This window comes from Pontibacter arcticus, from assembly GCF_003284895.1.
Taxonomy (GTDB): domain Bacteria; phylum Bacteroidota; class Bacteroidia; order Cytophagales; family Hymenobacteraceae; genus Pontibacter; species Pontibacter arcticus.
In genome coordinates this window covers 104,269-129,040 of record NZ_QMDV01000005.1, presented here as the reverse complement: position 1 = coordinate 129,040, position 24,772 = coordinate 104,269, and the positions used below count along the sequence as shown (strand labels likewise).

17 protein-coding genes are annotated in these 24,772 nt (G+C 45.1%); 12 read left to right on the top strand and 5 right to left on the bottom strand.

From position 1 onward, the window contains the following. Positions 1–238 precede the first annotated feature (238 nt). From DP923_RS15710 to DP923_RS15690, 5 genes are all read left to right on the top strand, one after another. Positions 239–532 (top strand): DUF4834 family protein, encoded by a 294-nt coding sequence (locus DP923_RS15710; protein ID WP_112306838.1) that lies wholly within the window; start codon positions 239–241, stop codon positions 530–532. Between the two features lie 58 nt (positions 533–590). After that, a complete protein-coding gene (locus DP923_RS15705; protein WP_112306837.1) occupies positions 591–1,607 on the top strand; it encodes a hypothetical protein in 1,017 nt (338 codons plus the stop codon). Between the two features lie 383 nt (positions 1,608–1,990). After that, positions 1,991–4,435, top strand: a complete 2,445-nt coding sequence (locus DP923_RS15700) for a YfhO family protein (protein WP_112306836.1) — start codon at positions 1,991–1,993, stop codon at positions 4,433–4,435. Between the two features lie 61 nt (positions 4,436–4,496). Next, positions 4,497–5,399 carry a 1-aminocyclopropane-1-carboxylate deaminase/D-cysteine desulfhydrase gene (locus tag DP923_RS15695; protein WP_394341179.1) on the top strand — a complete coding sequence of 301 codons (903 nt, stop codon included), beginning with the start codon at positions 4,497–4,499 and terminating at the stop codon, positions 5,397–5,399. A gap of 145 nt (positions 5,400–5,544) precedes the next feature. Next, positions 5,545–6,180 (top strand): DUF4230 domain-containing protein, encoded by a 636-nt coding sequence (locus DP923_RS15690; protein WP_112306835.1) that lies wholly within the window; start codon positions 5,545–5,547, stop codon positions 6,178–6,180. A 39-nt stretch (positions 6,181–6,219) separates the two neighbouring features. Here the strand turns inward: DP923_RS15690 and DP923_RS15685 are convergent, their stop codons facing one another. After that, positions 6,220–6,696 carry a regulatory protein RecX gene (locus DP923_RS15685; RefSeq protein WP_112306881.1) on the bottom strand — a complete coding sequence of 159 codons (477 nt, stop codon included), beginning with the start codon at positions 6,694–6,696 and terminating at the stop codon, positions 6,220–6,222. A 268-nt stretch (positions 6,697–6,964) separates the two neighbouring features. On the opposite strand from DP923_RS15685, the gene DP923_RS15680 reads away from it, so the two are divergent. Both DP923_RS15680 and DP923_RS15675 read left to right on the top strand, forming a co-directional pair. Further along, complete coding sequence (locus DP923_RS15680) at positions 6,965–9,544, top strand: DUF5686 and carboxypeptidase regulatory-like domain-containing protein (RefSeq protein WP_112306834.1); 2,580 nt, start codon at positions 6,965–6,967, stop codon at positions 9,542–9,544. A 236-nt stretch (positions 9,545–9,780) separates the two neighbouring features. After that, complete coding sequence (locus tag DP923_RS15675) at positions 9,781–10,101, top strand: hypothetical protein (RefSeq protein WP_112306833.1); 321 nt, start codon at positions 9,781–9,783, stop codon at positions 10,099–10,101. 53 nt (positions 10,102–10,154) lie between these two features. Here the strand turns inward: DP923_RS15675 and DP923_RS15670 are convergent, their stop codons facing one another. After that, positions 10,155–11,105: an EamA family transporter gene (locus DP923_RS15670; protein WP_112306832.1), complete on the bottom strand. Its 951-nt coding sequence runs from the start codon at positions 11,103–11,105 to the stop codon at positions 10,155–10,157. A gap of 212 nt (positions 11,106–11,317) precedes the next feature. Here DP923_RS15670 and DP923_RS15665 point away from each other — a divergent pair, with 212 nt between their 5' ends. From DP923_RS15665 to DP923_RS15645, 5 genes are all read left to right on the top strand, one after another. Continuing rightward, positions 11,318–13,783, top strand: coding sequence for a bifunctional UDP-N-acetylmuramoyl-tripeptide:D-alanyl-D-alanine ligase/alanine racemase (locus tag DP923_RS15665; protein ID WP_112306880.1), 2,466 nt, complete (start codon positions 11,318–11,320; stop codon positions 13,781–13,783). 191 nt (positions 13,784–13,974) lie between these two features. Further along, on the top strand, positions 13,975–14,205 hold the full coding sequence (locus DP923_RS15660) for a FeoA family protein (RefSeq protein ID WP_112306879.1): 231 nt from the start codon (positions 13,975–13,977) through the stop codon (positions 14,203–14,205). Positions 14,206–14,215: 10 nt separating this feature from the next. Then, positions 14,216–16,369: a ferrous iron transport protein B gene (gene feoB / locus DP923_RS15655; RefSeq protein ID WP_112306831.1), complete on the top strand. Its 2,154-nt coding sequence runs from the start codon at positions 14,216–14,218 to the stop codon at positions 16,367–16,369. A 757-nt stretch (positions 16,370–17,126) separates the two neighbouring features. Then, positions 17,127–20,354, top strand: coding sequence for a SusC/RagA family TonB-linked outer membrane protein (locus tag DP923_RS15650; protein ID WP_112306830.1), 3,228 nt, complete (start codon positions 17,127–17,129; stop codon positions 20,352–20,354). A 9-nt stretch (positions 20,355–20,363) separates the two neighbouring features. Then, positions 20,364–21,863, top strand: a complete 1,500-nt coding sequence (locus DP923_RS15645) for a SusD/RagB family nutrient-binding outer membrane lipoprotein (protein WP_112306829.1) — start codon at positions 20,364–20,366, stop codon at positions 21,861–21,863. 132 nt (positions 21,864–21,995) lie between these two features. On the opposite strand, the gene DP923_RS15640 is transcribed toward DP923_RS15645, so the two are convergent. The 3 genes from DP923_RS15640 to selD all read right to left on the bottom strand — a co-directional run bounded on the left by DP923_RS15640 (position 21,996) and on the right by selD (position 24,767). Beyond that, a complete protein-coding gene (locus DP923_RS15640) occupies positions 21,996–22,712 on the bottom strand; it encodes an SAM-dependent methyltransferase (protein ID WP_112306828.1) in 717 nt (238 codons plus the stop codon). A 136-nt stretch (positions 22,713–22,848) separates the two neighbouring features. Next, a complete protein-coding gene (locus DP923_RS15635; protein WP_112306827.1) occupies positions 22,849–23,616 on the bottom strand; it encodes an alpha/beta fold hydrolase in 768 nt (255 codons plus the stop codon). A 98-nt stretch (positions 23,617–23,714) separates the two neighbouring features. Next, a complete protein-coding gene (gene selD, locus DP923_RS15630; RefSeq protein WP_112306826.1) occupies positions 23,715–24,767 on the bottom strand; it encodes a selenide, water dikinase SelD in 1,053 nt (350 codons plus the stop codon). Positions 24,768–24,772 lie beyond the last annotated feature (5 nt).

Below are 24,772 nucleotides of genomic sequence, written 5' to 3'. Positions count from 1 at the left end.
TTATACTTTAATCAGGCTGCCGGGCACTAACACTTAAAAGGCCGCAAAGGGCTAAGAAGTTCAGAAGCGAAGTTACTGCCATGCTGCAGCGCTAATGTAAAATAAAGCAGAAGGTGTTTTTCTTTTGAAAGATTATAGCGCCAAAATGCCATATCCTAAACTTTTGGCAGGAGAGTTGTGTAGTATAAAGTATACTTGCTGCCTTACTTTAACATTTATAGTTAACACATATAGATTCATGCTAAAATTCATCATAATTACAGCTCTGATATTTTTCTTTATGCGGTTAGTAGCGCCGGTGTTACTGCGTTATCTGCTGGCCACGTTCATCAAAAAGAAAATGGGTAATGGGGCCTTTTTTAATGGCAACATGCACCAACAGGGCCCGCGTACCAACGGACAGCCTTTTAACAATACCTATGGCGGCCCGAAAGCACCTAACAGTGATATTAAAATTGATTACATACCCGAAAAGCCCGGCCGCAAAGGTTTTGATGGCGGCAAGTATGTAGATTATGAAGAAGTAAAATAGGCGTAAAGCCATTTCTATACTTACAAGCCATACTCTTTCATTAGTAGTGTAAAGGAGTATGGCTTTTGTATGTAAACGCCATTATACCTTTCAGCTGGCTTTGGGTCAGTGCATCTGTTTTTCTTACAACAACAATTTTATACTTTCTGCCATGCGCTCTAAATCACTTTCTTTATTTTGGATGATCTGTCTGGTTGCGCTGGCAGCTGGTTGTACGGCTCCGCGCTCGGTTATACATTCTGGTAAAGTTACACCGCAGGGGCAGTTTAAGGCGGGTGTAAACTTTGGCGGCAATATTGCCAGCGAGCCTATTTCACAGTTAGATGATATCACCAAAGCTGCCGTAGATGCCATTGCAGACCGGGATACCGTATTTTATGATGAGCAGGTGGATGTCTTTTCGAAAGCGCTAGTCTCGTATGCTCTCGATCCGGTAGGCCCTACCTTTGATTTTTACCTGCGTTATGGGGTCGCGCCGCGTGTGGATGTAGGGTATAAGTTTGCTTCCGGGGTGCATGTGTTCGATGCGATGTACCAGTTTATGGGCGCACTTGGCACACCCCAGAATCCAGGGCAGGGCGGGCAATGGTATGGCAGCGTTGGTTTGCAGTATGCCGGCCAGAGTTCAGGTATTGTAGATAAACTTCTGCTGGATAGATTAACGTCTGTTTTCTCCTTTACCGCCCAGCGCCGCGATATTGTAATTCCGTTGGTTTTCAGTAAATCGTTTGGCGTAGAGGAGGAGATCGGGAATATTTCGTTTGGCGCTGTGTATAACCATACGTTTGTGAAGTATGGCTTTGAGCCGGGCCGGATATTTAAAAAAGTAGCCGGCGAATCGGTGAAAGTGGAAGGCCTGATGGAGAAGAATAGCTTTCCGTCTTATGGGTTATTTGTGAATGGTAAGATCGGCTTCAAGCATATTTATGTTCTGCCGGCCCTCACCATGTATTACCAGAATTACGGCACGTATAAGTTTCTGGAAAGCCGCGAAGTCAGTTTCTCAGGCATCACCATTATCCCTTCTATCGGGTTGCAGGCCAATTTTGGCGGTGGTAGAGGAAAAAGAAGATAAACAGAAATATAACTATTGTATACCGCCGATTTGAGCAAAGCGGTAACTGGTGGTTTGGTATGGCAGCCAGTTTCCCCGAAATGCTTCGGGACAGAATAACTGGCGAAAGCATAAGAATGGAATTAATACCAGTTACAAACTGGCATTATGCACAGCCACAAGTTACGCGCTCGCTAAACTCGCGACATGGTTAGTTGTAAGAGTTTAGCTATATAAGATTAGCCTTTGAATGAGACTTCTAGGACCTCTGCAAAAGACAACAAAAAGATATACTGAATATGATTAGCTTATAGTAGTATCAACAGCAAACTCTACCATCATAAAGGAGAAGTAAAATAAAACTATTATCTTTCAAGCGCTATAATTGGCGGTTTTTGAAAGATATGACAACTTCTATTAACTTTAAACGCGACGTATTACCACACATCGTTGCTATTCTGGTTTTCCTGTTGCTGACGGCAGCTTACTTTGCCCCGGTTTTATTTGAAGACAAAGCTCTTTCGCAGCACGACATGCTGCAGTTTAAAGGCGGCGCCAAAGAAATTCAGGATTACCGCGAAGCCACCGGCGAAGAAGCCCTCTGGACCAACTCCATGTTCAGCGGCATGCCTTCTTACCTGATCAACACCCGCTATCCCGGCGATTTTTCAGGTGTGATCCATTCGATTCTTACTTTTGATATGCCTGCGCTGGCCGGCAATATTTTCATCACTTTACTAGGTGCTTATATACTTCTGATCGCGCTGGGCATGAGTCCGTGGCTGGCTACGGTCGGGGCCATCGCGTTCGGTTTTACATCCTACAACATCATCATACTCGAGGCGGGGCATAATACCAAATCCCTGACTATTGCTTATATACCGGTAGTGCTGGGTGGTTTGATCTACGCGCTTCGCCGGAATCTTTGGATAGGTGCAGCGCTTTTTGCGCTTGGTCTAACGCTTAATCTGCACTTCAATCACCTGCAAATGACCTTCTATATGCTGTTGCTGGTGATCATTTACGGTATTGTAGAAGTATATTACGCCATCAAACACAATAGTTTTCCTGAGTTATTAAAGAGAGGATTGGTACTGCTGGTAGCTGCAATTTTGGCCGTTGGCGTAAACTTCGGGCGTTTGTATACCACCGCCGAATACACCGAGTACAGCATCCGGGGTAAATCAGAACTTACAGCACCCAATAGCGGTGAACAAATTGGCGGCGGTCTGGATCGCGACTATGCCTTTAACTGGAGCTATGGCATCACAGAAACCATCACCTTGCTCATTCCGGATTTTTACGGGGGCAGCAGCAACGCCTCGCTTGGCAAAGACTCTGAAACCTTTGCGGCCTTTACCCGGTTAGGCGTACCTCCGGCGCAAGCCGAACAAATGATGCAGCAAGGCCTGCCGATGTATTGGGGAGATCAGCCCATAACAAGCGGGCCGGTGTATGTGGGTGCCATTATCTGTTTCCTGTTTGTGCTGGGCTTGTTTATTGTAGACAGGCGTTGGGTAAGCTGGCTGGTAGCCGGAACCATACTTTCGATTATACTTGCCTGGGGTAAGAATTTCGAAGCGTTTAACTATTTCATGTTCGATTATTTCCCGGGCTATAACAAGTTCAGGGCGGTAGCTTCGGCGCTGGTAATTGCCCAGATCACGATCCCATTCCTGGCTATACTTGCCCTCTGGAAATTGATCAGTGAGCGTACGAACCTGAAAAATCTGGATAAAAAACTGTTGATCTCGGGTGGTATAACCGGCGGCTTGTGCTTATTGGTTTGGCTTTTCGCAGGTTCGGCCAGTTTTACAGCTGCCATAGACCAGCAACTCATTCAGGCGCAGTACCCGATCGATGCTATCCGTGCTGACCGCGAAAGTATGATGCGCTCCGATGCCTTCCGCTCGCTGGTATTTATCGTGCTGGCGCTTGGAATTTTATACTTCTATGTGAAAAATAAACTGTCGGCCACCGTTGCCATTGTGGGTGTTGGTGTTCTGATTTTAGTTGATCTTTGGACGGTAGACAAGCGTTACCTGAACAACGACGATTTTCAGGCGCAGGTAGTAGCCAACCACTTTCAGCCAACGCCAGCCGACCAACTTATATTGCAGGACAAGGATCTGAGCTACCGTGTAATCAACCTGCCAAATCCATTTAACGATGCCCGCACATCCTACTTCCATAAATCTGTGGGTGGTTACCACGGGGCTAAAATGCGCCGTTATCAGGATGTGATCGACCGCCACATTTCGCAGAACAACCTGGAAGTATACCGCATGCTGAATACCCGCTATGCTATAACCGGCGATCCGAAACAACCGGTGCAGCGTGTGCCGGGCGCCTTAGGCAATGCCTGGTTTGTAGAAGAAGTAAAGCCGGTACAATCTCCGGACGAAGAACTGGATGCCCTGACCATGTTTGATGCCGGCACAACCGCAATTATCGACACAAAGAAGTTTCCGGTGAAGTATAACAGGTTTGCCGCCGAAAACGCGAACATCAAGCTAACAGAATACAAACCTGTTTACCTGAAGTATGAGTACGACGCGAGAGAAGATGGCCTGGTTGTTTTCTCTGAAATCTACTACCCGGCTGGCTGGCAGGCTTACTTAGATGGAAATCCGGTAGAGCATATCCGGGCCAACTACATTTTGCGCGCCATGCAGGTGCCGGCTGGCAAGCATACCATCGAGTTTAAGTTCGAGCCGCAATCTTATACCTTAGGCAATACGGTATCTTTAATTTCTTCTATACTTTTGGTGCTGGTGCTGCTCGGTACCATTGCTTACGCCGTTAAAAAGCGACCAACACTGGAAGAAAAGATCGTAGCCAAAGTATAAATTACAGCATTTACAAAGTATAAACTGAGCCTCAGCCTATGCTGGGGCTTCTTTTTTAACGATGATGGAAGCACCTTTGCAGCAATTAAAACACCCGCTTTTAGATGAACAAAGTATAGAACTTTGGGTAAAACGCGAAGATTTGCTGCACCCTGCCATATCGGGTAATAAGTGGCGGAAACTAAAGTATAACCTGCAACAGGCGCGTTCAGAAAACAAAGACACACTGCTTACATTTGGCGGTGCTTATTCCAATCATATCGCTGCAACAGCTGCAGCCGGCCAGGAATTTGGCTTCAGAACCATTGGTATTATCCGGGGCGAAGAACACGAACCTCTTAACCCAACGCTCCAATTTGCAATTAGCCGCGGCATGCAACTCCATTATATCAGCCGCGAACAATACAGGTTAAAAGATGATGCTAATTTCTTAGAAGAGCTTTCTCAAAAGTATAAACAACCTTACTTCATTCCGGAAGGCGGCACCAACGCCTTGGCTGTAAAAGGCTGCACCGAGATCGTAGAAGATATTAACATAGCCTATGATTACATCTGTTGCGCGTGCGGAACAGGCGGCACCATCGCAGGAATTATTGCAGTCTTGGACGGTGAAAAGCAGGTGTTGGGTTTCCCGGCTTTAAAGGGCGGGAATTTTTTACAAAAGGAAATAGAAGCGCTTATTCTGAAGTATAACGGCAAAAAGTATAGCAACTGGCAACTGCTAACCGATTACCATTTTGGAGGTTATGCCAAAGTAAAACCTGAGTTATTAGACTTTATTTATACTTTTCAGAAACAACACCATATACTGCTGGAGCCAATCTATACCGGAAAAATGTTCTTCGGCCTTTTCGATCTGATTAAACAGGGATATTTCAAAAGCGGAAGCCGGATTGTAGCCATCCACACCGGCGGCTTGCAGGGCAACGCAGGGTTTAAAGAACGGTTGGGGGTTGAGGTATGATTGTTGATTAGTTTTCAGGAAGATGATTCTAACGTATATTGGCAACGAATCTACCACCTTTCTGAACCGGTCAATTCGTAGAACATAACTTCGTTTAAACAGAACTTGTTGTTAGATACTTACTAAAGTATAAATATACCATCCCATGCCTTTACTCCGAGTTTTAATAAAATTACTTCCCTGGATTTTAGCTTTTGCTGTCGGCTTGTTTATTTGGCGCAGCTTTAAAGACTTTTTCGGGGAGAAAGAAGAGAAAAAAGTGCCCGAAGTAACGCTAACTTATAACACCATTTTAACATCCGTGGAAGACCTGGGGCGCATGGAACTGGTGCGTTATAATTTCAAGGATGTGGTAGAGTATGAGAAGGCCGTATCGAGGTGGGTGCCAAATTCCAAGCTGGTACTAATTGTGGCTGGCGAAGCTGTTGGTTGTATCGATTTCACTAAAATAAAACAGCAGGATATTGTTTTTCAGGGCGACTCGGTGGTACAGGTAGCCTTACCGGCAGCGCAGCTTTGCTACTATAAAGTAGACCATAGCAAATCAAAAGTCTTCTCAAAAGAAAACACCTATTTCCAGGATGCTGAGCTGGTGCAGGAAGGCTACCGCTACGCCGAGCAGAACGTGAAACGCGCTGCCCTTAACTCCGGTATTTTGCGCCAGACCCAGGTAAATGCAGAAAAAATTCTGAAGCCGATGCTCGAAGAAATAACCGGCCGCCGGGTCGTGCTGGTGCCGCAACGAAGAATAGAGAACCCAAAAGTGCCGGCAAAAAGGTAATAGTAAAGTATCGGATTTCACCTGAGGAAGCATAAATAACTACTCACCTATACTTTTTAGCGCATCCTGTACCAGGTCGTTTTCATAACCTTTGCTGAGCAGATAGTAGCTTAACTTCTGGCGGCGCTGGAAAGGGTTTTTCTCTTTTTCGGTGCGGGCTTTTTTCTCCAGTAAATTCAGCAGGTTTTGTTCGTATTGGTCAAAATCAATCTCTTTTAAGCCTTGTTTGATGCAGTAATCCGAAATACCTTTTCCTTTCAGGCCCTGCACAATTTTACGACGGCCCCATTTCTTAATGCCATATTTGCCACGCACATAACTCTGCGCATAGCGTTCTTCGTCAATCATTTTTTCTTCGCTCAGGCGCACGATCAGGTTCTCCACATCGTCGGGTTCCAGGCCATACGAGTAAAGTTTAGTACGTACTTCCTGCTGCGTGCGCTCCTGGTAGGCGCAGTAAGCAGCCGCTTTCAGGAGGGCTTCCTTTGGGGTATAATATTTCTTTTTCTGCTCCAAATTGTGGGTTATACTTTCTGATATGCTAACAAATAAGAGCTGCTTTGGGTTACGCTGTTGCAAACTAATAAATGCCAACGGCCTGCGTTATAAGTTGCAAAGTAAGGCCTAAAGTATAGACCTTGAAAATTTATCTGTGGCAAAGCAACCTGCCAAGTATAAAATGGCTCTGATACATAACTGGCCGGTCAAAAAATATGCGGATGCTTAGATGTATGACAGCCGATGCTTATCTTGTAATTTCAACGGGTTATCCTTATACGTATACATGCGCACTTTAAAGCTTATTTTCTGCCTGGTCCTGCTTAGTGTTGTAGCGCAAGCCGGTACATTGCGTGGCCGCATCACCGACGAAGCTGGAAGCGGTTTGCCTTTTGCCAGCATTTATATCAAAGAAACTTCAAGCGGAACAGGCTCTAACGAGCAAGGTCATTTTTCGCTGCAACTGGCGCCGGGCACTTATACGTTAGAGTTTAAATATGTAGGCTATCGGGCAAAACTGGTAACGGTAACTATTGCTGATGAAACCCAGGAACTGAACGTACAGTTGCTCCCCGAAACGCTTAACCTGAAAGAAGTAGTAGTGCGCGTGGCAGAAGAAGACCCAGCCTACCCGATCATGCGCAATGCTATCCGGTTGCGGAAATATCACCAGAATGAAGCCAACGCCTGGAGCGCCCGCGTGTACATGAAAAGCGTGGCTCGCATGGATAAAGTGCCTAGCAAAGTGCTGGGTATAAAAGTTGTTGATGTGGATACGGGCATTGTATACTTATCGGAGTCGGTGAGTGAGCTGCATTTTAAAAAGCCGAATAAGATTAACGAAAGGATGATCTCCTCGCGGGTGAGCGGCAAAAAGCAGGGTTTCAGCTTTAACCAGGCTTCCGAAATGAACATCAGCTTCTACAACCCGCTGATAAAAGTACAGGGCCTGAGCGAACGTGGATTTATATCGCCACTGGCCAATAATGCGCTTTTCTATTACCGGTTCGAGTATTTGGGGGCTTTCGAAGAGAACGGACGTACCATCAACAAAATAAAAGTGACGCCGCGCCGCAACAATGATCCGGTGTTTTCGGGTAGCATTTATATTGTGGACGGCACCTGGCGCATCCACAGCTCAGATTTAAAACTGACAAAAAACGCAGGCATCGAGTTTGTTGATTTTATACGCTTGCGGCAGGTGTATGCGCCGGTACACGCTAATGTCTGGATGCCGGTATCGCAACGCTTTACTTTTGAGGCAGGCGGACTGGGTTTTAAAGGGCGCGGCTACGTAACGGGCGTTTACTCAAAGTATAAAGTACAGGCAGCCTACAGCCAACCTCCGAAAGTAGAAGAAATTGAACCTGAAAAAGAAGAAATAGTAGCTGAAGCAAAACTGGCGCGCAAACCAAAATTCAGGATAATTGAACCGAAAGCAGCCACACCTGAAGAGCAACCGGCCATCCACGACGAAAAATTATTCAGCAAAGAAATACTGGTGGTAGAAAAAGAAGCCAACACCCGCGACTCAGCGTACTGGGCCGAGATACGGCCGGTGCCGCTTACCAAAGCCGAGGTGGTGGATTACCACGAAAAAGATAGCCTGGAAGTGATCAAGAACTCGAAGCCTTACCAGGACTCGCTGGACCGCGTGCGCAACAAACCCTCATTTGGAAACTTTTTTCTGGGCGGCTATACCTACTCCAACACGTTCCGGAAAGTGCAGTTTGGCTTTGATCCGCTTATCAGCTTCACGGGAGGGCCAAGTATTCTCCATTACAATACCGTGGAAGGTGCCGTGGCCGATGTGCGCTTATCTTACCGTAAAAGTTTCGAAGACCGCCGCCGCTATACAATTGAGCCAGCCGTGCGCTATGGTTTTTCCAACGAAAAGCTGAATGCCAAACTGCGCCTGATGTACCAGTATGATGCAGTTAAGAACAGTGTAGTTTCCCTGGAAGGCGGCCGTTATGTAACGCAGATCAATAACACAAACCCGATTTCGCCTTTTGTAAATTCGGTTTATACGTTGCTGGCCGAGCGGAATTATATGAAACTGTACCAGCGCGATTTCGGGTTGGCTACTTTCCGGTCAGAGCTCTGGAATGGCGTTAACCTGAGCACCTCCCTGGAATACGCGCACCGTATGCCTTTGCAGAACACAACCGGCTATACTATACGCGAACGTCCCGGTGATCGGTTTACTTCCAATGTGCCTGTAAATGCTGAGCTGGCAGATGCCAGTTTTACCCCGCACCAGGCGCTAACGGCAGCTGTAAGTATAAATTTCCGGCCGGGGCAAACCTATATAACCCGCCCCGATGATAAGTTTAACCTGGGCTCAAAGTATCCTACGTTTGGGTTAGGCCTCCGGACCGGGTTAAAAGCGCTGGGTGGCGATGTTGGTTATATGACAGCGGCGCTTCGAATTTCAGACAATTTCAGCCTTGGTTTGCTGGGCGCAGGCAGCTATAGTGTAACAGGCGGTACATTCTGGAATAAAAGCGATATGCGCCTGATGGATTACAAACATTTTAACGGCAACCGCACCTTATTTGCCGGCTCTTACGAAGGCTTCCAGTTACTTGATTATTACCAGTACAGCACCAGCAACAGTTACCTGGAAGGGCATTTCGAGCATCACTTCAATGGTTTTATCTTTAACAAAGTACCACTGTTCCGGAAACTGAAATGGCAGGAAGTAGCCAGTTTGAACTACCTCAATACCAAAACGTCGGGTAATTATTTAGAAGTAGGCATCGGCATAGAACATATTTTTAAAGTGCTGCGGGTAGATTTTGTAACCTCCTTTCAGGAAGGCAAAAAAGCAAGCACGGGCCTGATGTTCGGGTTAGGATTTTAGCAAACCTCCCCCTGCCCCCTCCTAAAAACAGGATGGGGTGCTGGATTGTGATATTGCATATTTGTTAAATTGTTGATTTTAGACTAGTAAAGTAACGGTGTAAAAGGTAAAATTAGGCTTTTACACCCTCTCCTGTTTTGGGGGTAGGGGCCCTCGAAAAAAGGAGAGGGCAGGGGGAGGTAAACAATTCGGGCGTATGTGCGTTAAAATCAGCTAAGAACCTAACCCAATAAGACATGAAAAAGACACTTGATATACTTAAAACCGGAATTGCCCTTGCATTTGTTGCTACTATCAGCTTTGGCTGCGACGCAAACCCGGAAACAGCCGCTGAAGTAGAAGCAGGCGGCGCTTCCGAAGCCATTGTAGCCGGAGATTCATCTGCGGCCAACCTGAACAATCCGCGTCCGGCACCAATTGGCGATACCTCTGTTACAGGCGAGCAGGCCGACCAGTTTGGCGATAACCTTTCTCCGAACCAGAACCAGGATGCACGCGATATGAACGATCTGGAAAGACAACGCCAGGGCAAAAAGCCACTGAACAATAACCAGTAACGTATAAAATCATACTTCAGAAGTCCTTGTTGGTACACTCCGGCAAGGACTTTTTATTTTATAACAGCGCCAGTTGCAACAGGCGGAATGACCAGGCCATCGCCGGGTTTGGGTTTCCCTTTTATATTGAGGTTGTAGATGATCACCGAGATAAGTATAAGTATGTAAGCCAGCACTTTGGTGGTAGTAGTATGCTCATTAAAGTATAAAAACGCCATCGCAAAATTCAGGATCGGGTTAATGTACATCAGGATACCAATGGTGCCGGACGTGAGTTCTTTTAAGGCAAACAAATTCAGGAAAAGCGGTACGATCGTGAATACTATACTTAACAAGGCGATATTCAAAAAGAATTCTGAGCCCAGCGCCAGCGTAGTATCACCTTTAAAATAAGTATAAAACGGCCCGATCAGCACAAAAGACAAGAGCAACTGTAGTGTAAGCAGCACAATTTTATCGTAGGCTTTCAGGATGCGTTGTGTGATGAGGTAAAATGCGTAACTGGCCGCAATCAGTAAACTGAACAGCAGGCTGGTAATTTCGCCGGAGCCGACCAGGATACAACTCAGCGCACTCAATAAAATAGCAAACCACTGGTTGCGGCGGAGTTTCTCTTTGAGCAGCAGGAAACCAAGCACGGCCGTCAGTATGGGGCAAAGCAGGTAGGAGAACGAGCCTGTCTGGATATCGATGTGGTTGATGACGTAGATAAACGTGAGCCAGTTGGTAGTAAGTAACAGGCCGCCCAGCAACGTGTAAAGTATAAACGAGCGCCTGTCCGAAGGTGCAGCGGCTTTTACGACAGCCATTGTTTGCAGCAAATGATTTCTTCTGAAAAACAGCGAGATCAGCAAAAGTATACTTACCGAAAACGCCACTCTGAAGTATAGAATTTGTCCGCTTGGGTAGTCGGCCAGCGCTTTGAGCGGAAACGGAATAAAGCCCCAGATCACAAAGGCTGCGATGGCCGCCGTATAGTATGGTTTGGTGTTGGTTGCGTTCATGGGGTCATCATCAGGAAAAAAGCATGTAAAGGTATGGAAAGGAATAGTTTTTTGCAGCGCCTTCTTCCGAAAGTATAAACTGTTACCGCAAAGTATAAATCAGCATCAGGGCTCGTTAGATAACTTTCTAACTTTTTAACCCGCTAACTTTTTAACTTTTAAATCTCCTTTCTCTCAAAAGCCTATCTTTGGCACTTGTAAAGTCTATTTATATGCTCACGTTCCAAGCGCTAACAGCCGTTATACAAGGCAGGGAAGTACAGTTTGTGCAGCCCCTTCCTGTGGTGTACCTGCTCACCGACAGCCGCAAACTTTCGCAGCCTGCCGGCACGTTATTTTTTGCAATACAAGGCAAGTATAACGATGGCCACAAATACCTTTCGCAGTTGTACAGCCGTGGCGTCAGGCAGTTTATACTGGAAGAAGCAGCTAACCTGACAGACCAAAAACTGGCACAGCTTTACCCGGAAGCAAACATACTTTGTGTGGAGGATAGCCTGAAAGCGCTGCAGCAACTGGCAGCCTGGCACCGCGCACAATTTACTATTCCGGTGATTGGGATAACGGGCAGCAACGGTAAAACCATTGTAAAAGAGTGGCTGGCAATGGTGCTGAGCCCCGATGAGCAGGTCGTGAAAAGCCCGCGCAGTTACAACTCGCAATTAGGCGTTCCGCTCAGTGTGTGGCAGCTCAACGCAAACCATACGCTGGGCATTTTTGAAGCAGGCATTTCTAAAGTAGGAGAGATGGCGCAGCTGGCAGAAGTTATACAACCTACGCTGGGAATTTTTACGAATGTAGGTACGGCGCATAACGAAGGCTTTGTTTCGGTGCAGCAAAAAATAGAAGAGAAACTACAACTTTTCCGTCAGGTGGATGTCCTGTTTTACTGCCTGGATTACGAACAACTACATGAAACGGTGCAGGCACAACGTATAAAATCGTTTACTTGGTCGCGGCACAGCAAGGCAGATGTAACTGTAAAATCCATCACGACCACCGGCCACAAAACCATTATAGTTTATACTTTCGAGCAAGAAAAATACCGGCTGGCCCTCCCGTTCACCGACGAAGCCTCTATCGAAAATGCGCTGCATTGCCTGGTTGTATTGCTTTACCGGAACGTGCCATTAGCCGAAATACAAGACCGTCTCGACCGTCTGCACCCGGTTGCGATGCGCCTCGAAATGAAAGAAGCCATAAATGGTTGTTATTTGATTGATGATACCTATAATAATGATCTGGCAGGTTTGGCCATCGCTTTGGATCTGCAGGCAGGTCAGTTTCAGAAGCGCAAGCGTACCGTTATACTTTCTGATCTGCTGGAATCGGGTTTGCCCGAAGAAGCACTTTATAGCCAGGTAGCTGCTTTGCTGCAGGCGCATCAGGTAGAGCGTGTTTTTGGCGTCGGTCCTAAAATCAGTAAATACGCTGGTAAATTTGGCGCAACCGCTACGTTTTATAATAGCACACAGGATTTTTTGCAACAGTTTACAGCCTCTGATTTCCGGAACGAGGTGATCTTAGCGAAAGGCGCGCGCGTTTTTGAGTTCGAGAAGATCGTGCAGGCTTTTCAGCATAAAGTACACGGCACCGTGTTGGAAGTAAACCTGGATGCCCTTGTGCATAACCTGAATTATTACCGCGCCAAACTAAACCCCGATACTAAACTGATGGTAATGGTAAAAGCGTTTGCGTACGGCAGCGGCAGTTTCGAGGTGGCTAATTTACTGCAGTTCCATCGGGTAGATTACCTGGCCGTAGCTTATGCCGACGAAGGCGTTATGCTGCGTGAGCACGGAATAACCTTGCCTATTATGGTGATGAACCCGTCGCCGGACAGCTTTGCCAAACTGAAACAATTTAACCTGGAACCCGAAATCTACTCGCTGGAGCAATTGCAGGCTTATGTAACGTCGCTGGAGGCAGGCAGCAAGTATAAAATCCACCTGAAACTGGATACGGGCATGCACCGCTTAGGCTTTGTTGCCGAAGATTTTGAGCAGCTTTTTATTCTGCTGCAGCAAAACCCGCAAATACAGATTATCAGCGCTTTCAGCCATTTGGCTGGGGCAGATGAAGCATTGCACAATGATTTCTCGCAGCAGCAGATCGCCACATTTAAAAGTATGGCAGCCGCAATTGAAGCAGGCGTGGGCTATACCGTAACAAAACATATTCTGAACTCGGCTGGCATTGTGCGCTTTCCCGAACATCATTTTGATATGGTGCGCTTAGGGATTGGCTTGTATGGCGTGGAAGCGTCGGGCTCGGAGCAGGATGCGTTGCAACCGGTCAGTACATTAAAAACCACTGTATCCCAGGTTAAAAAAATAAGCAAAGGCGAAACAGTGGGCTACAGCCGCAAAGGCATCGCAGATTCCGATAAAACAATTGCCACCATTGCCATTGGTTACGCAGATGGCTACGACCGGCGGTTTAGTAACGGGGCAGGTCAGGTGAGTATAAATGGCCGGAACTGCCCGATTATCGGCAATGTGTGCATGGATATGTGTATGGTAGATGTAACCGGACTAGACGTAAAAGCTGGCGATGAAGTAACAATTTTCGGTCCGGCGCTTACTTTGGTTGATCTGGCTGCGCGTATCGGTACTATTCCATATGAGTTACTGACCAATGTCAGCTCGCGTGTAAAGCGTATTTTTTATGCTGAGTAAAGTTTAAAAGCGCATTTTTTATACTTTGTTATACTTCCTTGCCCGATTGGTTTATACTTGTGCTAGTTACTTCGTCAATCTATTTTCACATTTAGGTAACATCTTTTGCATTACAAGTGAACACCTTGTAACTTGCAGTTGTTTATAAAAAGTCTAAATAAGAGCAACAGCAGGTGCAGAAGAAAGCGAAAATGGAACAAGGCCAGAAAAGTGTACGCGACCTTAAGATTGGCGAACACGGCATTATTTGCTGCCTCCAGGATCCGGAAATGGGCCTGAAGTTACTGGAAATGGGATGCTTGCCCGGCACCCATGTAAAAATGAACAGCCGTGCCCCGCTCGGAGATCCCATCACGATCATTGTAAATGATTATACCCTCTCTTTGCGTTTAGACGAAGCTGAAACGATTTTGCTGAAGTAGTATTTTTGCCATGACTGTAATTACCCAGCCTGAAATGGTACAGGCCGAAAAGCCTGCTATATTAAAGTCAGTTGCCAAAATTGCGCTGATAGGTAACCCGAACTCAGGTAAAACTTCTCTTTTTAACCAGCTTACCGGTTTAAACCAGAAGGTGGGAAACTTCCCAGGCGTAACAGTTGATAAAAAGACAGGTTACAGCCAGCTTACGCCTACCCTCAAAGCTCAGATAATCGACCTGCCAGGTACCTATAGCCTTTATCCGAAATCGCTGGATGAACGTGTTATTATAGACCTGCTGTATGATCCGCAGTCGAAACATTACCCGGACCTTGTTATTGTAACAGCAGATGCGTCTAACCTGAAGCGTAACCTGTTGCTTTACACCCAGCTCGCCGATCTACAGATTCCGGTGGTGCTGGCGCTTAATATGGTTGACCTTGCCGAAAGCGAAGGCGTAAAAATTGATGTTCCGGCTTTGCACCGGGCCCTGGGTGTCCCAATTATCCCGATGAATGCCCGCAAAGGTGTTGGTATGGCAGCCTTGAAGATCGTAGCATCTCAGCAACCGGAAATTTCTACGGTTCCTTTTTTTGATATCCCGGAAGAGTTGCAACCTGCTTTGCAAAGTATAAAACAGCGTTTCGATCTTGCTACGGATTACCTGGCGCTGCAGTATGCACACCAATACAGGAGCCTCAAGTTTTTATCGGAGGCAGATGTGCAGTGGCTGGATAAGCTGCTCACCGAAAACAATTTCCATTCAAATACTTTACAAGGCAAAGAAACCATTGCCCGTTATGTACGCATAAACGAGCTGCTGCTGGATGTAGTGCGGGTCGAGAAAGTACAGAAAGACGAAAAATTCAGTAACCGCCTTGATCAGATATTAACGCACAAGATTTTTGGCTACCTGATCTTTTTTGCAATTCTGTTCATGGTTTTCCAGGCAGTTTTTGCCTGGGCCAGTTACCCCATGGATCTGATCGACCTGGGCATCACGAACCTGAATGGGCTCATTCAGGATAACTTTAGCGGGCCGCTGATAAACCTGTTAACCGAAGGCATTATTGCCGGACTGGGTGGCGTGCTCATCTTTGTGCCACAGATTGCTGTGCTGTTTGCATTTATAGCCATTCTGGAAGAAACGGGGTATATGGCCCGTGTTACGTTTATGATGGATAGGATTATGCGTAAGTTCGGACTGAACGGTAAAAGTGTGGTGCCGCTTATTTCAGGTGTGGCCTGTGCTGTACCTGCTATCATGTCGGCGCGTACCATCGAAAACTGGAAAGACCGCATGATCACCATCTTTGTAACACCTTTGATGAGTTGCTCGGCGCGTATTCCGGTTTATACCGTGCTTATTGCGCTGGTAGTGCCGGAAACCTACTATTTTGGTTTCCTGAATCTGCAGGGGATTGTGCTGATGGGTTTATACCTGGTCGGTTTCCTGGCGGCGATATTTTCAGCCTTGTTGTTAAAAGTACTACTAAAAGCCAGAGAACGGAGCTACTTTATTATGGAGTTCCCGACGTATAAAATGCCCCGCTGGAAAAACGTAGGGCTCACCATTTTCGAAAAGTCGAAGACCTTCGTACTGGAGGCCGGTAAGGTGATCGTGGCTGTTTCGATTATACTTTGGGTACTGGCATCTTATGGCCCGGGTAATGCGTTTGAAGAAGCAGAACAACTGGCACTCACCGAGGCTAAAGTGGAGAACCTGGATGAAGTACAAACCGAAAACAGGATTGCCTCGCATCAGTTAGAGTCTTCGTATGCCGGTATTATTGGCCGAAGTATAGAACCTGCCATCAAACCATTGGGCTATGACTGGAAGATCGGAATTGCCTTGCTTACTTCTTTTGCTGCCCGCGAGGTATTTGTGGGTACCATCTCTACTATCTATAGTATAGGCGAAGAGGAAAATGTAAGCACTTTAAAAAATAAACTGCTCAGCGAAAAAGATGATAACGGGGAGCCTTTCTTTAATCTTGCCCGCTCCTTCTCCCTGATGATCTTTTACCTGTTCGCCATGCAATGTATAAGTACGTTAGCCATTGTGCGCCGCGAAACAAAAAGCTGGACCTGGCCCCTGGCACAACTTGTTTATATGAGTGGCCTGGCCTATGTTATGGCTTTTATTACCTACCAAGTACTAAAATAAACTTTTCTTAATTCGTTGAGGCTAAAACGCCTTTTCTGTCAGCAAAATGAAATATGTTTTGCTGACAGAAAAGGCGTTTTCCTATATATACCTATACTTCTTATATAGTGTCTTTATCTGGTTATAGTATGTAGCTTCTAGCAGAGGTTAAACAAATACAGGTTAAACATAATGAATTGTCTTATTAATTATATATACTGAATGCTAGGCATAATACCCTAATATATAACTAATACTATATTGTGCGTTTATTTTGGCTTTGTCCTAACTGTAGCTTCAAATAGGAAAAATCTTATAGAGACATGTAGTAGGAGCACTACATATTGGTAATTAAAGCAAGTATATCTGTACTTTATTCTTATTATAAAGCAGGTGAAGTATATTTTAAAAAACAGGGTAACTAGTTAACAGGCAAATGGATATAAGCTTAAATTCATATTTTGCTTTCTAGAACTATGTAAAATGCTAACTTTTCTGAAATAAATATTTGTTTAAGTCAGATACTTTGTCTAAACTTGGTTTAATTCTGACTATAGAAAAATAGTTTACATACTTAGTTGGATAAGCTCATTGCTGCAATTAGAATAAATGGTAATAAAAGCTGTACTATGATGAATAAGCATCAGAATCCAGCTTTATATAGAGACAATCAGGACGCATCTAGCAAATGCAGATAGGTTTTGGGAGCCGGCCCAAGTTGAGTTCCGGCAATAGTAAAACATATTCAATACTCACTTTAAACTAAACAAACAGCACAATGAAGAAAATTTTATTTCTATGCTTCTTGCTGATAACGGCCCTGCTGCAACAGGCAATGGCCCAGGTAAGAGCAATCACTGGTAGGGTGGTAGATGCTTCTACCAGCCAGCCGTTACCAGGAGTTGCAGTTCTTGTAAAAGGAACAACAGTTGGTACTGCTACAGGCGCTGATGGTACTTACTCTTTAAATGTACCTGAAGGAGGAACTACATTGGTATTCAGATTTATCGGGTACCAGGTAACAGAGCGTGCAATTGGTAATGCTTCTTCTATTAATGTTAGCTTACCGCTTGATACCAAGCAGCTTGACGAAATGGTTGTAACTGCCCTTGGTATTGAGAAAAGCAGAAACGAACTGGCTTACTCAGCACAGACTGTAAGTGCAGAGCAAATTACCCGTACCAGAAGCTCAGACTTTGTAAATACACTTTCTGGTAAGGTTGCAGGTCTGGATATCAGATCAAACAACACCATGGGTGGTTCTACAAACGTTATTATCCGTGGTTATTCCTCTATTACTGGTAATAACCAGGCATTATTTGTAATCGATGGTGTGCCTGTAAGTAATGCCAACAACAACACATCTACACAACGTGCAGGTGGTGGTGGTGCTGACTTTGGTAACGCTGCTGCCGACTTAAACCCTGACAACATCGAATCTGTAAACGTTCTGAAAGGTGCTGCTGCTACAGCGCTTTACGGTTCGCGTGCATCAAGTGGTGTTATCATGATTACTACTAAAAAAGGTAAGAAAAATAGCATGAACGTTGCTATAAACAGTGGTGTTACCTTTAGTAATATTGATAAAAGCACTTTCATCAGATACCAGGATCAGTACGGTGCTGGTTATTTCCAGGGCTTCCGTGCTTCAAGAGATCTAGATCCTAATGGAGGTGATGGTGTAGCGCCAGTAGTGCGTTTCCAGGATGATGCTTCTTACGGACCTAAATTTGACCCTAGCTTATTAGTTTATCAGTGGGATGCAGTTGATCCGACTTCGCCGAACTTTGGCAGAACAACGCCATGGGTAGCTGCAAAAAATGGCCCTGAAACTTTCTATGAGACTGGCGTTAATTCTAACCAAAGTATTGTAGTTAGTGGTGGTGGCGATAAAACTACCTTCAACTTAGGGTATACCCGTAACGATATTAAAGGTAACCTTCCGAACTCTACAATTGATAAGAACCTCCTTAACTTCAATGCTTCTTATGAAGCAACTGATAAGTTAACGATCAGCGCATCTGCTAACTACTCCCGCACTGAAGGTATAGGCCGATATGGTACTGGTTATGATGGACGTAACCCTAACCAACAATTCAGACAGTGGTGGCAGACAAACGTAGACATCAAACAACAGGAAGACGCTTACAACAGAAATAATCGTAACATGACCTGGAACTATAACAGCTCCAATAGTGGCCCGATCTATTCTGATAACCCTTACTGGTCTGCTTACCAGAACTACTCCAGCGATAGCCGTGATAACATCTATGGTTATGCTACAGTTAACTACAAATTCACTGACTGGTTAAGTGTAATGGGTAGAGCTGCTTTCAACACAACTACTGACTTCCAGGAAGAGCGTATTGCTATTGGTAGTGCTGCACTTAGTGAGTATGAGAGATTTAACAGAGACTTTAACGAGTCTAACTATGACTTGATCCTGAATTTTAACAAGGATATTTCTGAAGATATCAGCTTTACTGGTTTACTAGGATCTAACCTTCGCAGAAACCGTGAAGGCTCAATCAGATCTTTCACAAACGGTGGTCTTGTTGTACCGGGTTTATATTCGTTATCTAACTCTAAGAACCCTGTTAACCCTCCAACCGAAGGTTACTCACGTCAGGGTGTAGACGGTATCTTTGCAAATGCAAACTTTGGTTTCAAAGACACTTACTTCTTAGAGCTTTCAGCCCGTCAGGATAAGTCAACAACATTACCAAGCGATGATGATACTTTCTTCTATCCGGCAGTTGCTACTAACGTAGTATTCTCTAACCTGATCAAGACGCCTTGGTTATCTCATGGTAAAGTAAGAGTAAACTATGCAGAGGTAGGTAACTCACCTCAACCGTTAAGTTTATTTGATGTATATGATAAGCCAACCGGTTTCGGTGCAGTTCCTATCTTCTCCTTACCTAGCACAAAGAACAATCCTAATTTGAAGCCGGAAAGAACCAAAAGCTTTGAAGCAGGTATTGAAGCAGACTTCTTTAACAGCCTGTTCGGGTTTGATTTCACGTACTACAAAACCAATTCAGTAGACCAGATCCTTCCGATCAGTACTTCTGCAGCAAGTGGTTATACACAGCGTTTTGTTAATGCTGGTGAAATGCAGAACAAGGGTATAGAGATTTCAGCGTTTGTTACTCCAATTCAAACCGGTGACTTTACCTGGAACTTAAACCTGAACTTCTCTCGCAACAGAAACGAAGTGTTGAGCTTATATGAAGATGTACAGAACGTTCCTTTGGCTTCTTTCCAGGGTGGTGTATCTGTTAACGCTGCTGTAGGCCAGCCTTATGGTATCATCAGAGGTACTGATTTTGTTTACCATCCAAATGGTGGCAAAATGGTAGATGAAAATGGTTATTACATGGTTTCTGATGCTGCTGATGCGATTATTGGTAATCCAAACCCGGATTGGTTAGGTGGTATCAACAACACACTTACTTACAAAGGCCTTTCACTTGGTTTCTTAATTGATATGCGCCATGGTGGTGATGTGTTCTCACTTGACCAGTGGTACGGTGAAGGAACAGGTTTATATGAGCATACTGCCGGCCTTAATGCAAGAGGTGTAGATTCTCGTCTTCCAGTTTCTGAAGGTGGTGGGGTATTATTGCCAGGTGTTAACGAAAACGGCCAGCCAAACACTGTATATGCAGAAAACCAGGATGGTGACGGCTTAACACCTTATGGTTATGCAGCTAACAACTATTTAGGAACACCACTTGCAAATTACGTGTTTGATGGTAGCTTCGTGAAACTGAGAGAAGTAGCTCTTTCTTATTCTCTTCCTGAGTCGATCGTTGGTAAAATCGGAATGATCAAAGGTGTTGATCTTCAGTTGATTGGTCGTAACCTGTGGATTATTCACAAAAACATGGAATACTCAGATCCGGAAGAAGGTTTAAGCTCAGGTAACTCAGGTAGAGGTTATCAGTCTGGTGCATATCCTGCTATTAAAACGTACGGATTTAACGTTAAATTAAATTTCTAACACTCGAAGATGAAAAAGATTCTTATAGGTATATTCTCGCTGGTGTTTATGGCATCATGCGTAGATTCTCTGGATGATTTCAACGTAGATCAGAAGAGAGCAAGTGCTGCTCCGCCAGAAACACTATTTACAGGTGCTGTAAAGAACATGACGGATATATTAACGACTCCAAACGTTAACTCCAACAACTTCAGGTTCTATGCACAGCAATGGACATCAACACAATATCTGGATGAGCCACGTTATAACATGACTTCGCGACTGATCCCTCAGAACTTGTGGCAGACGCTTTACCGTGATGTTTTAGCTGACTTACAGGAAGCAAAAAAATTGCTGGAAGCAGATCAGTTCATCAATGCTGAACTCAAAAGCAATCAAATGGCTCAGATCGAGATCATGGAAGTTTATGCCTGGTCTGTGCTGGTAAACGCTTTTGGTGACATTCCTTATACTGAAGCATTGGATGCTACTAACTCGTTGCCAAAGTATGACAATGCACAAACTGTGTATAATGACCTTCTGGCTCGCCTTGATGTAGCATTAGGCCGTATAAATACCTCAACTGTTGGTGGTTTTGGTGAAGGGGACATTATATATAATTCTCCTTTTACTCCTGGTACCAAAATGGCTAAATGGGCGATGTTTGGTAATTCCCTGAAGTTAAAGTTAGCAATGGTAATTGCTGATGTAGACAATGCCAAGGCTAAAACCTTAGTAGAAGCGGCAGCGCCAAATGTGTTTCAGAGCAATGCAGACAATGCTAAGTTCCCTTATATGGCTACAACGCCAAATAATAACCCGATATCTTCTAACGTGAAAGGCCCGCTTACAAACCGTGAGGATTATGTTGCAGCTAACACGATCGTTGATAGAATGAATACATTGAACGATCCAAGAAGACCATTCTACTTTACAGAGCTGAATATTGCAGATGATCCTAAGACTCCTACTAATGAAGCATTTAAAGGTTTTAGAGGTGGTATCTATGGTTTTCCTAACACATATACTAGTTTCTCTACTGTAAGTGCTAAAATTGCAAATCCAGCTTTCGAAGCGTTACTTTTAGACTATTCTGAAGTAGAGTTCTTACTTGCTGAAGCTGCAGAAAGAGGATATAGCCTAACAACAGGAGTTGCTATTGGAACAGCTGCTGAACACTACAACAGAGCTGTTACTGCTTCTATCACTTACTGGGGTGGAACTGCAACTGAGGCTACTAATTACTTAGCTCAGCCTGCTGTTGCTTACACTACAGCTGCTGGCGACTGGAGACAGAAGATCGGTACACAAAAGTGGATTGCTTTATACAACCGTGGCTTTGATGCATGGACTGAGTGGAGAAGATTAGATGCACCAAACTTACTGCCTCCTACTTCGGATCTAACAATTCCAACTCGTATGATTTATCCAATTAATGAGCAAACGCTAAACGGAGCTAACCGCTCTGCAGCGGGTGCTGCCATTGGTGGTGATGTAAGAGAAACGAAACTTTTCTGGGACGTTAGATAGTCATCATTTAAAATAAAGATTGTAGAAATACATTTTTATAAACTAAAAGGCTCCTGATATTCGGGAGCCTTTTAGTTTATAAAAAAGCCGCCTCAATAATTTGGGGCGGCTTTTTTATGTAAAACTGGTAACTTACTTATAAATCAAAAATACCGCCGGCTGCTTATGAATATCCGGCAACGAGCCTTTCCAGTCGGCGATGGTTTTGGTTTTGATAAACTCGTGAGTAGGAGAGGTAATATTGGCGGCAATGCACAGGCGCGTGCCGCCGCTTAAGGTCAGCAGCAGATCTTCTAAAAGCTTGTTATTGCGGTAAGGTGTTTCCATAAAGATTTGGGTCTGGTCGCGTTGCTGCATTTCTTTCTCGAGGTGGCGGAGTGCCTGCGTGCGAGGGCCGCGTTCTATCGGAATGTACCCATGGAATGCAAAGTTCTGTCCGTTAAAGCCGCTTCCCATCAAACTTAAAAGTATAGCCGAAGGCCCTGCAAACGGAATAACCTTGATGTTTTTCTGGTGGCCATACTTTACAACTTCTGCGCCCGGGTCAGCAATACCGGGACAACCTGCCTCCGAAATGATTCCGGCATCCAGGCCTTGCTCCAGTACCGGTTTAAGTGAGGCTTGTACCTGTGCCGGCGTAGCGTCTTTATCGATCTGCACAAAAGTGAGCTGCTCGATAACCAGTTCCGGACAAATGCTTTTTACAAACCGACGGGCCGTGCGCAGGTTCTCCACGATAAAATAAGTAAGCTGCTGCACAGTTTCTTTTACCTGCGGCGATATAACTTTATCAGCAGTATCTTCGACGAGTATAGTGGGAATCAGATATAAAATGCCCGGTTGCTTCATGTAGTTAAAAGTATAAATAAGAATAGTGCTGATGCGTTGAGGTATATTTTAAAGTGCAAAGTATAACTTCAGCAGGCAGTTATTAAACAGCTGTATAAAGCAGGGATTTATGCTTTATACTTCCTGTTTTAGGGTTTTAGTGAGCTAAAAAATTAGAGACCAGTTCGTATACTTCGTCAGGAGCCTGGGCGTGTACCCAATGGCCGGCATTTGGTATGGTTTCTACCTCAACCAACGTAAAAAGGTGCTCGATGCTGCCGTAAATATCTTCCTGTTGTATGTAGCGCGATCTGCCACCTTTAATAAACAGCGTACTTTTCTTGAAAGGAACATCGGCAGCAATGGCTGCGGCTACATTTGCATAGTTTTTATCCAGTGCTTCCAGGTTCATGCGCCAGCCAAAGGTATTGTCTTCTTTGCGGTACAGGTTTTTCATCAGGAACAAGCGCACATCCATCTCCGGAATCTGTTTGCTCAATTGCTCATCCACATCTCCACGACTTGTTACGGTAGTCAGGTCAACAGAACGTAGCGCATCAATAATTTCGTCGTGGTGCGGCGGGTACGCTTTTGGCGCAATGTCTACCACAATAAGTTTAGTGAGGCGCGTTGGGTATTTAAGAGCAAACTGCATCGCTACTTTTCCGCCCATTGAGTGGCCCATAATAGCTGGCGTTGGAATTTGAAGATCATCGATCAGCTCCAGTACATCTTCCGCCATCAACTCATAACTATGTTCATCGGAGTGCGGCGAGCGGCCGTGGTTGCGCAGGTCTACTATAAATACGTTGTAATGTTCAGCAAAGCGTTTTGCCAGCGTCTGCCAGTTATCTAGTGTGCCAAATAAACCGTGGAGTATAAGCAGCGGTTGCCCGTGGCCTAATTCTTTATAATGAAGTTTCATGTTGCAATTATCGGTGATTAATAAAGTATAAACTGCTTACGAAAAACTGAAGCATCTTTTATACTTTAAAGTATACTTTATACTTTGGAACGATTGTTTTAGCGTACAGTTATCAGTTTTTCGTCTGTGCCGCGCTCCTTTAAAATGCCTAGTGGTTGTAATTGTAAATCATACTTTGCAAACAATTGTAGTACTTCTTCACGCTCTGTTGGGTCAACGGCTACAAGTAAACCGCCGCTTGTTTGGGGGTCGCAAAGCAGGTGTTTCTGGTTTGGTGTAAGGTCTGCTACTTTATGGCCGTAGCTGTCGAAGTTGCGGTTGGTGCCGCCGGGTATTGCTTTTTGTGCCATATATTCCAACGCTTCGGGCAGAACAGGCACTTTGTCAAAGTATACTTCAGCGTTTAAATTACTGCCTTCGCACATTTCGGATAGGTGGCCCAATAAACCAAAACCGGTTACATCGGTCATGGCTTTTACTTGTGGCAATTGGCCCAATTCTGCCCCAATTTTGTTTAGCTGCATCATTTGCTGCGGTGCCAGTTGCGCGTGCTCTGGAAGAAGTATGGCTTTTTTCTGGGCGGTGGTCAGGATGCCTACGCCGAGCGGTTTTGTTAAGTATAATTCGCAGCCGGCGGTAGCCGTGTTATTCTGTTTCAGGTTTTTGATGTCTACCATGCCGGTTACAGCCAGGCCGAAAATAGGCTCCGGGCTATCGATGCTGTGGCCGCCGGCCAGGGCAATGCCAGCTTCCTGACAAATACTGCGGCTGCCTTCCATTACGCGCCGGGCTACTTCCGGTGAGAGTTTATCAATTGGCCAGCCAAGTACAGCAATCGCCATCACCGGTTTTCCGCCCATCGCATACACATCCGAAATCGCGTTAGCCGAAGCTATTCGCCCAAAATCGTAGGCATCATCCACAATAGGCATAAAAAAATCGGTGGTACTGATGATCGCGCGGCCTTCGCCAATGTCGTAAACTGCGGCATCGTCGCGGGAACTGTTGCCAACCAGCAGGTTTTTATCAGCCGGATAACTGATGTTGCTGTGCAGAATGGCATCCAATACTTTAGGCGATATTTTGCAACCGCAGCCGGCGCCGTGGCTGTATTGGGTAAGTTTTATTTCTGAGGTTGATGTAGCTTCCATAGAGA

What these genes read in the sequence shown, in the direction of transcription:
- DP923_RS15690 (WP_112306835.1), top strand. Translation starts at nt 5,545, where the DNA reads ATGCCTTTACTCCGAGTTTTAATAAAATTACTTCCCTGGATTTTAGCT.
- DP923_RS15635 (WP_112306827.1), bottom strand. Translation starts at nt 23,616, where the DNA reads ATGAAACTTCATTATAAAGAATTAGGCCACGGGCAACCGCTGCTTATA.
- DP923_RS15670 (WP_112306832.1), bottom strand. Translation starts at nt 11,105, where the DNA reads ATGAACGCAACCAACACCAAACCATACTATACGGCGGCCATCGCAGCC.
- feoB (WP_112306831.1), top strand. Translation starts at nt 14,216, where the DNA reads ATGACTGTAATTACCCAGCCTGAAATGGTACAGGCCGAAAAGCCTGCT.
- DP923_RS15710 (WP_112306838.1), top strand. Translation starts at nt 239, where the DNA reads ATGCTAAAATTCATCATAATTACAGCTCTGATATTTTTCTTTATGCGG.
- selD (WP_112306826.1), bottom strand. Translation starts at nt 24,767, where the DNA reads ATGGAAGCTACATCAACCTCAGAAATAAAACTTACCCAATACAGCCAC.
- DP923_RS15650 (WP_112306830.1), top strand. Translation starts at nt 17,127, where the DNA reads ATGAAGAAAATTTTATTTCTATGCTTCTTGCTGATAACGGCCCTGCTG.
- DP923_RS15680 (WP_112306834.1), top strand. Translation starts at nt 6,965, where the DNA reads ATGCGCACTTTAAAGCTTATTTTCTGCCTGGTCCTGCTTAGTGTTGTA.
- DP923_RS15660 (WP_112306879.1), top strand. Translation starts at nt 13,975, where the DNA reads ATGGAACAAGGCCAGAAAAGTGTACGCGACCTTAAGATTGGCGAACAC.
- DP923_RS15705 (WP_112306837.1), top strand. Translation starts at nt 591, where the DNA reads ATGGCTTTTGTATGTAAACGCCATTATACCTTTCAGCTGGCTTTGGGT.
- DP923_RS15700 (WP_112306836.1), top strand. Translation starts at nt 1,991, where the DNA reads ATGACAACTTCTATTAACTTTAAACGCGACGTATTACCACACATCGTT.
- DP923_RS15695 (WP_394341179.1), top strand. Translation starts at nt 4,497, where the DNA reads ATGATGGAAGCACCTTTGCAGCAATTAAAACACCCGCTTTTAGATGAA.
- DP923_RS15675 (WP_112306833.1), top strand. Translation starts at nt 9,781, where the DNA reads ATGAAAAAGACACTTGATATACTTAAAACCGGAATTGCCCTTGCATTT.
- DP923_RS15645 (WP_112306829.1), top strand. Translation starts at nt 20,364, where the DNA reads ATGAAAAAGATTCTTATAGGTATATTCTCGCTGGTGTTTATGGCATCA.
- DP923_RS15640 (WP_112306828.1), bottom strand. Translation starts at nt 22,712, where the DNA reads ATGAAGCAACCGGGCATTTTATATCTGATTCCCACTATACTCGTCGAA.
- DP923_RS15665 (WP_112306880.1), top strand. Translation starts at nt 11,318, where the DNA reads ATGCTCACGTTCCAAGCGCTAACAGCCGTTATACAAGGCAGGGAAGTA.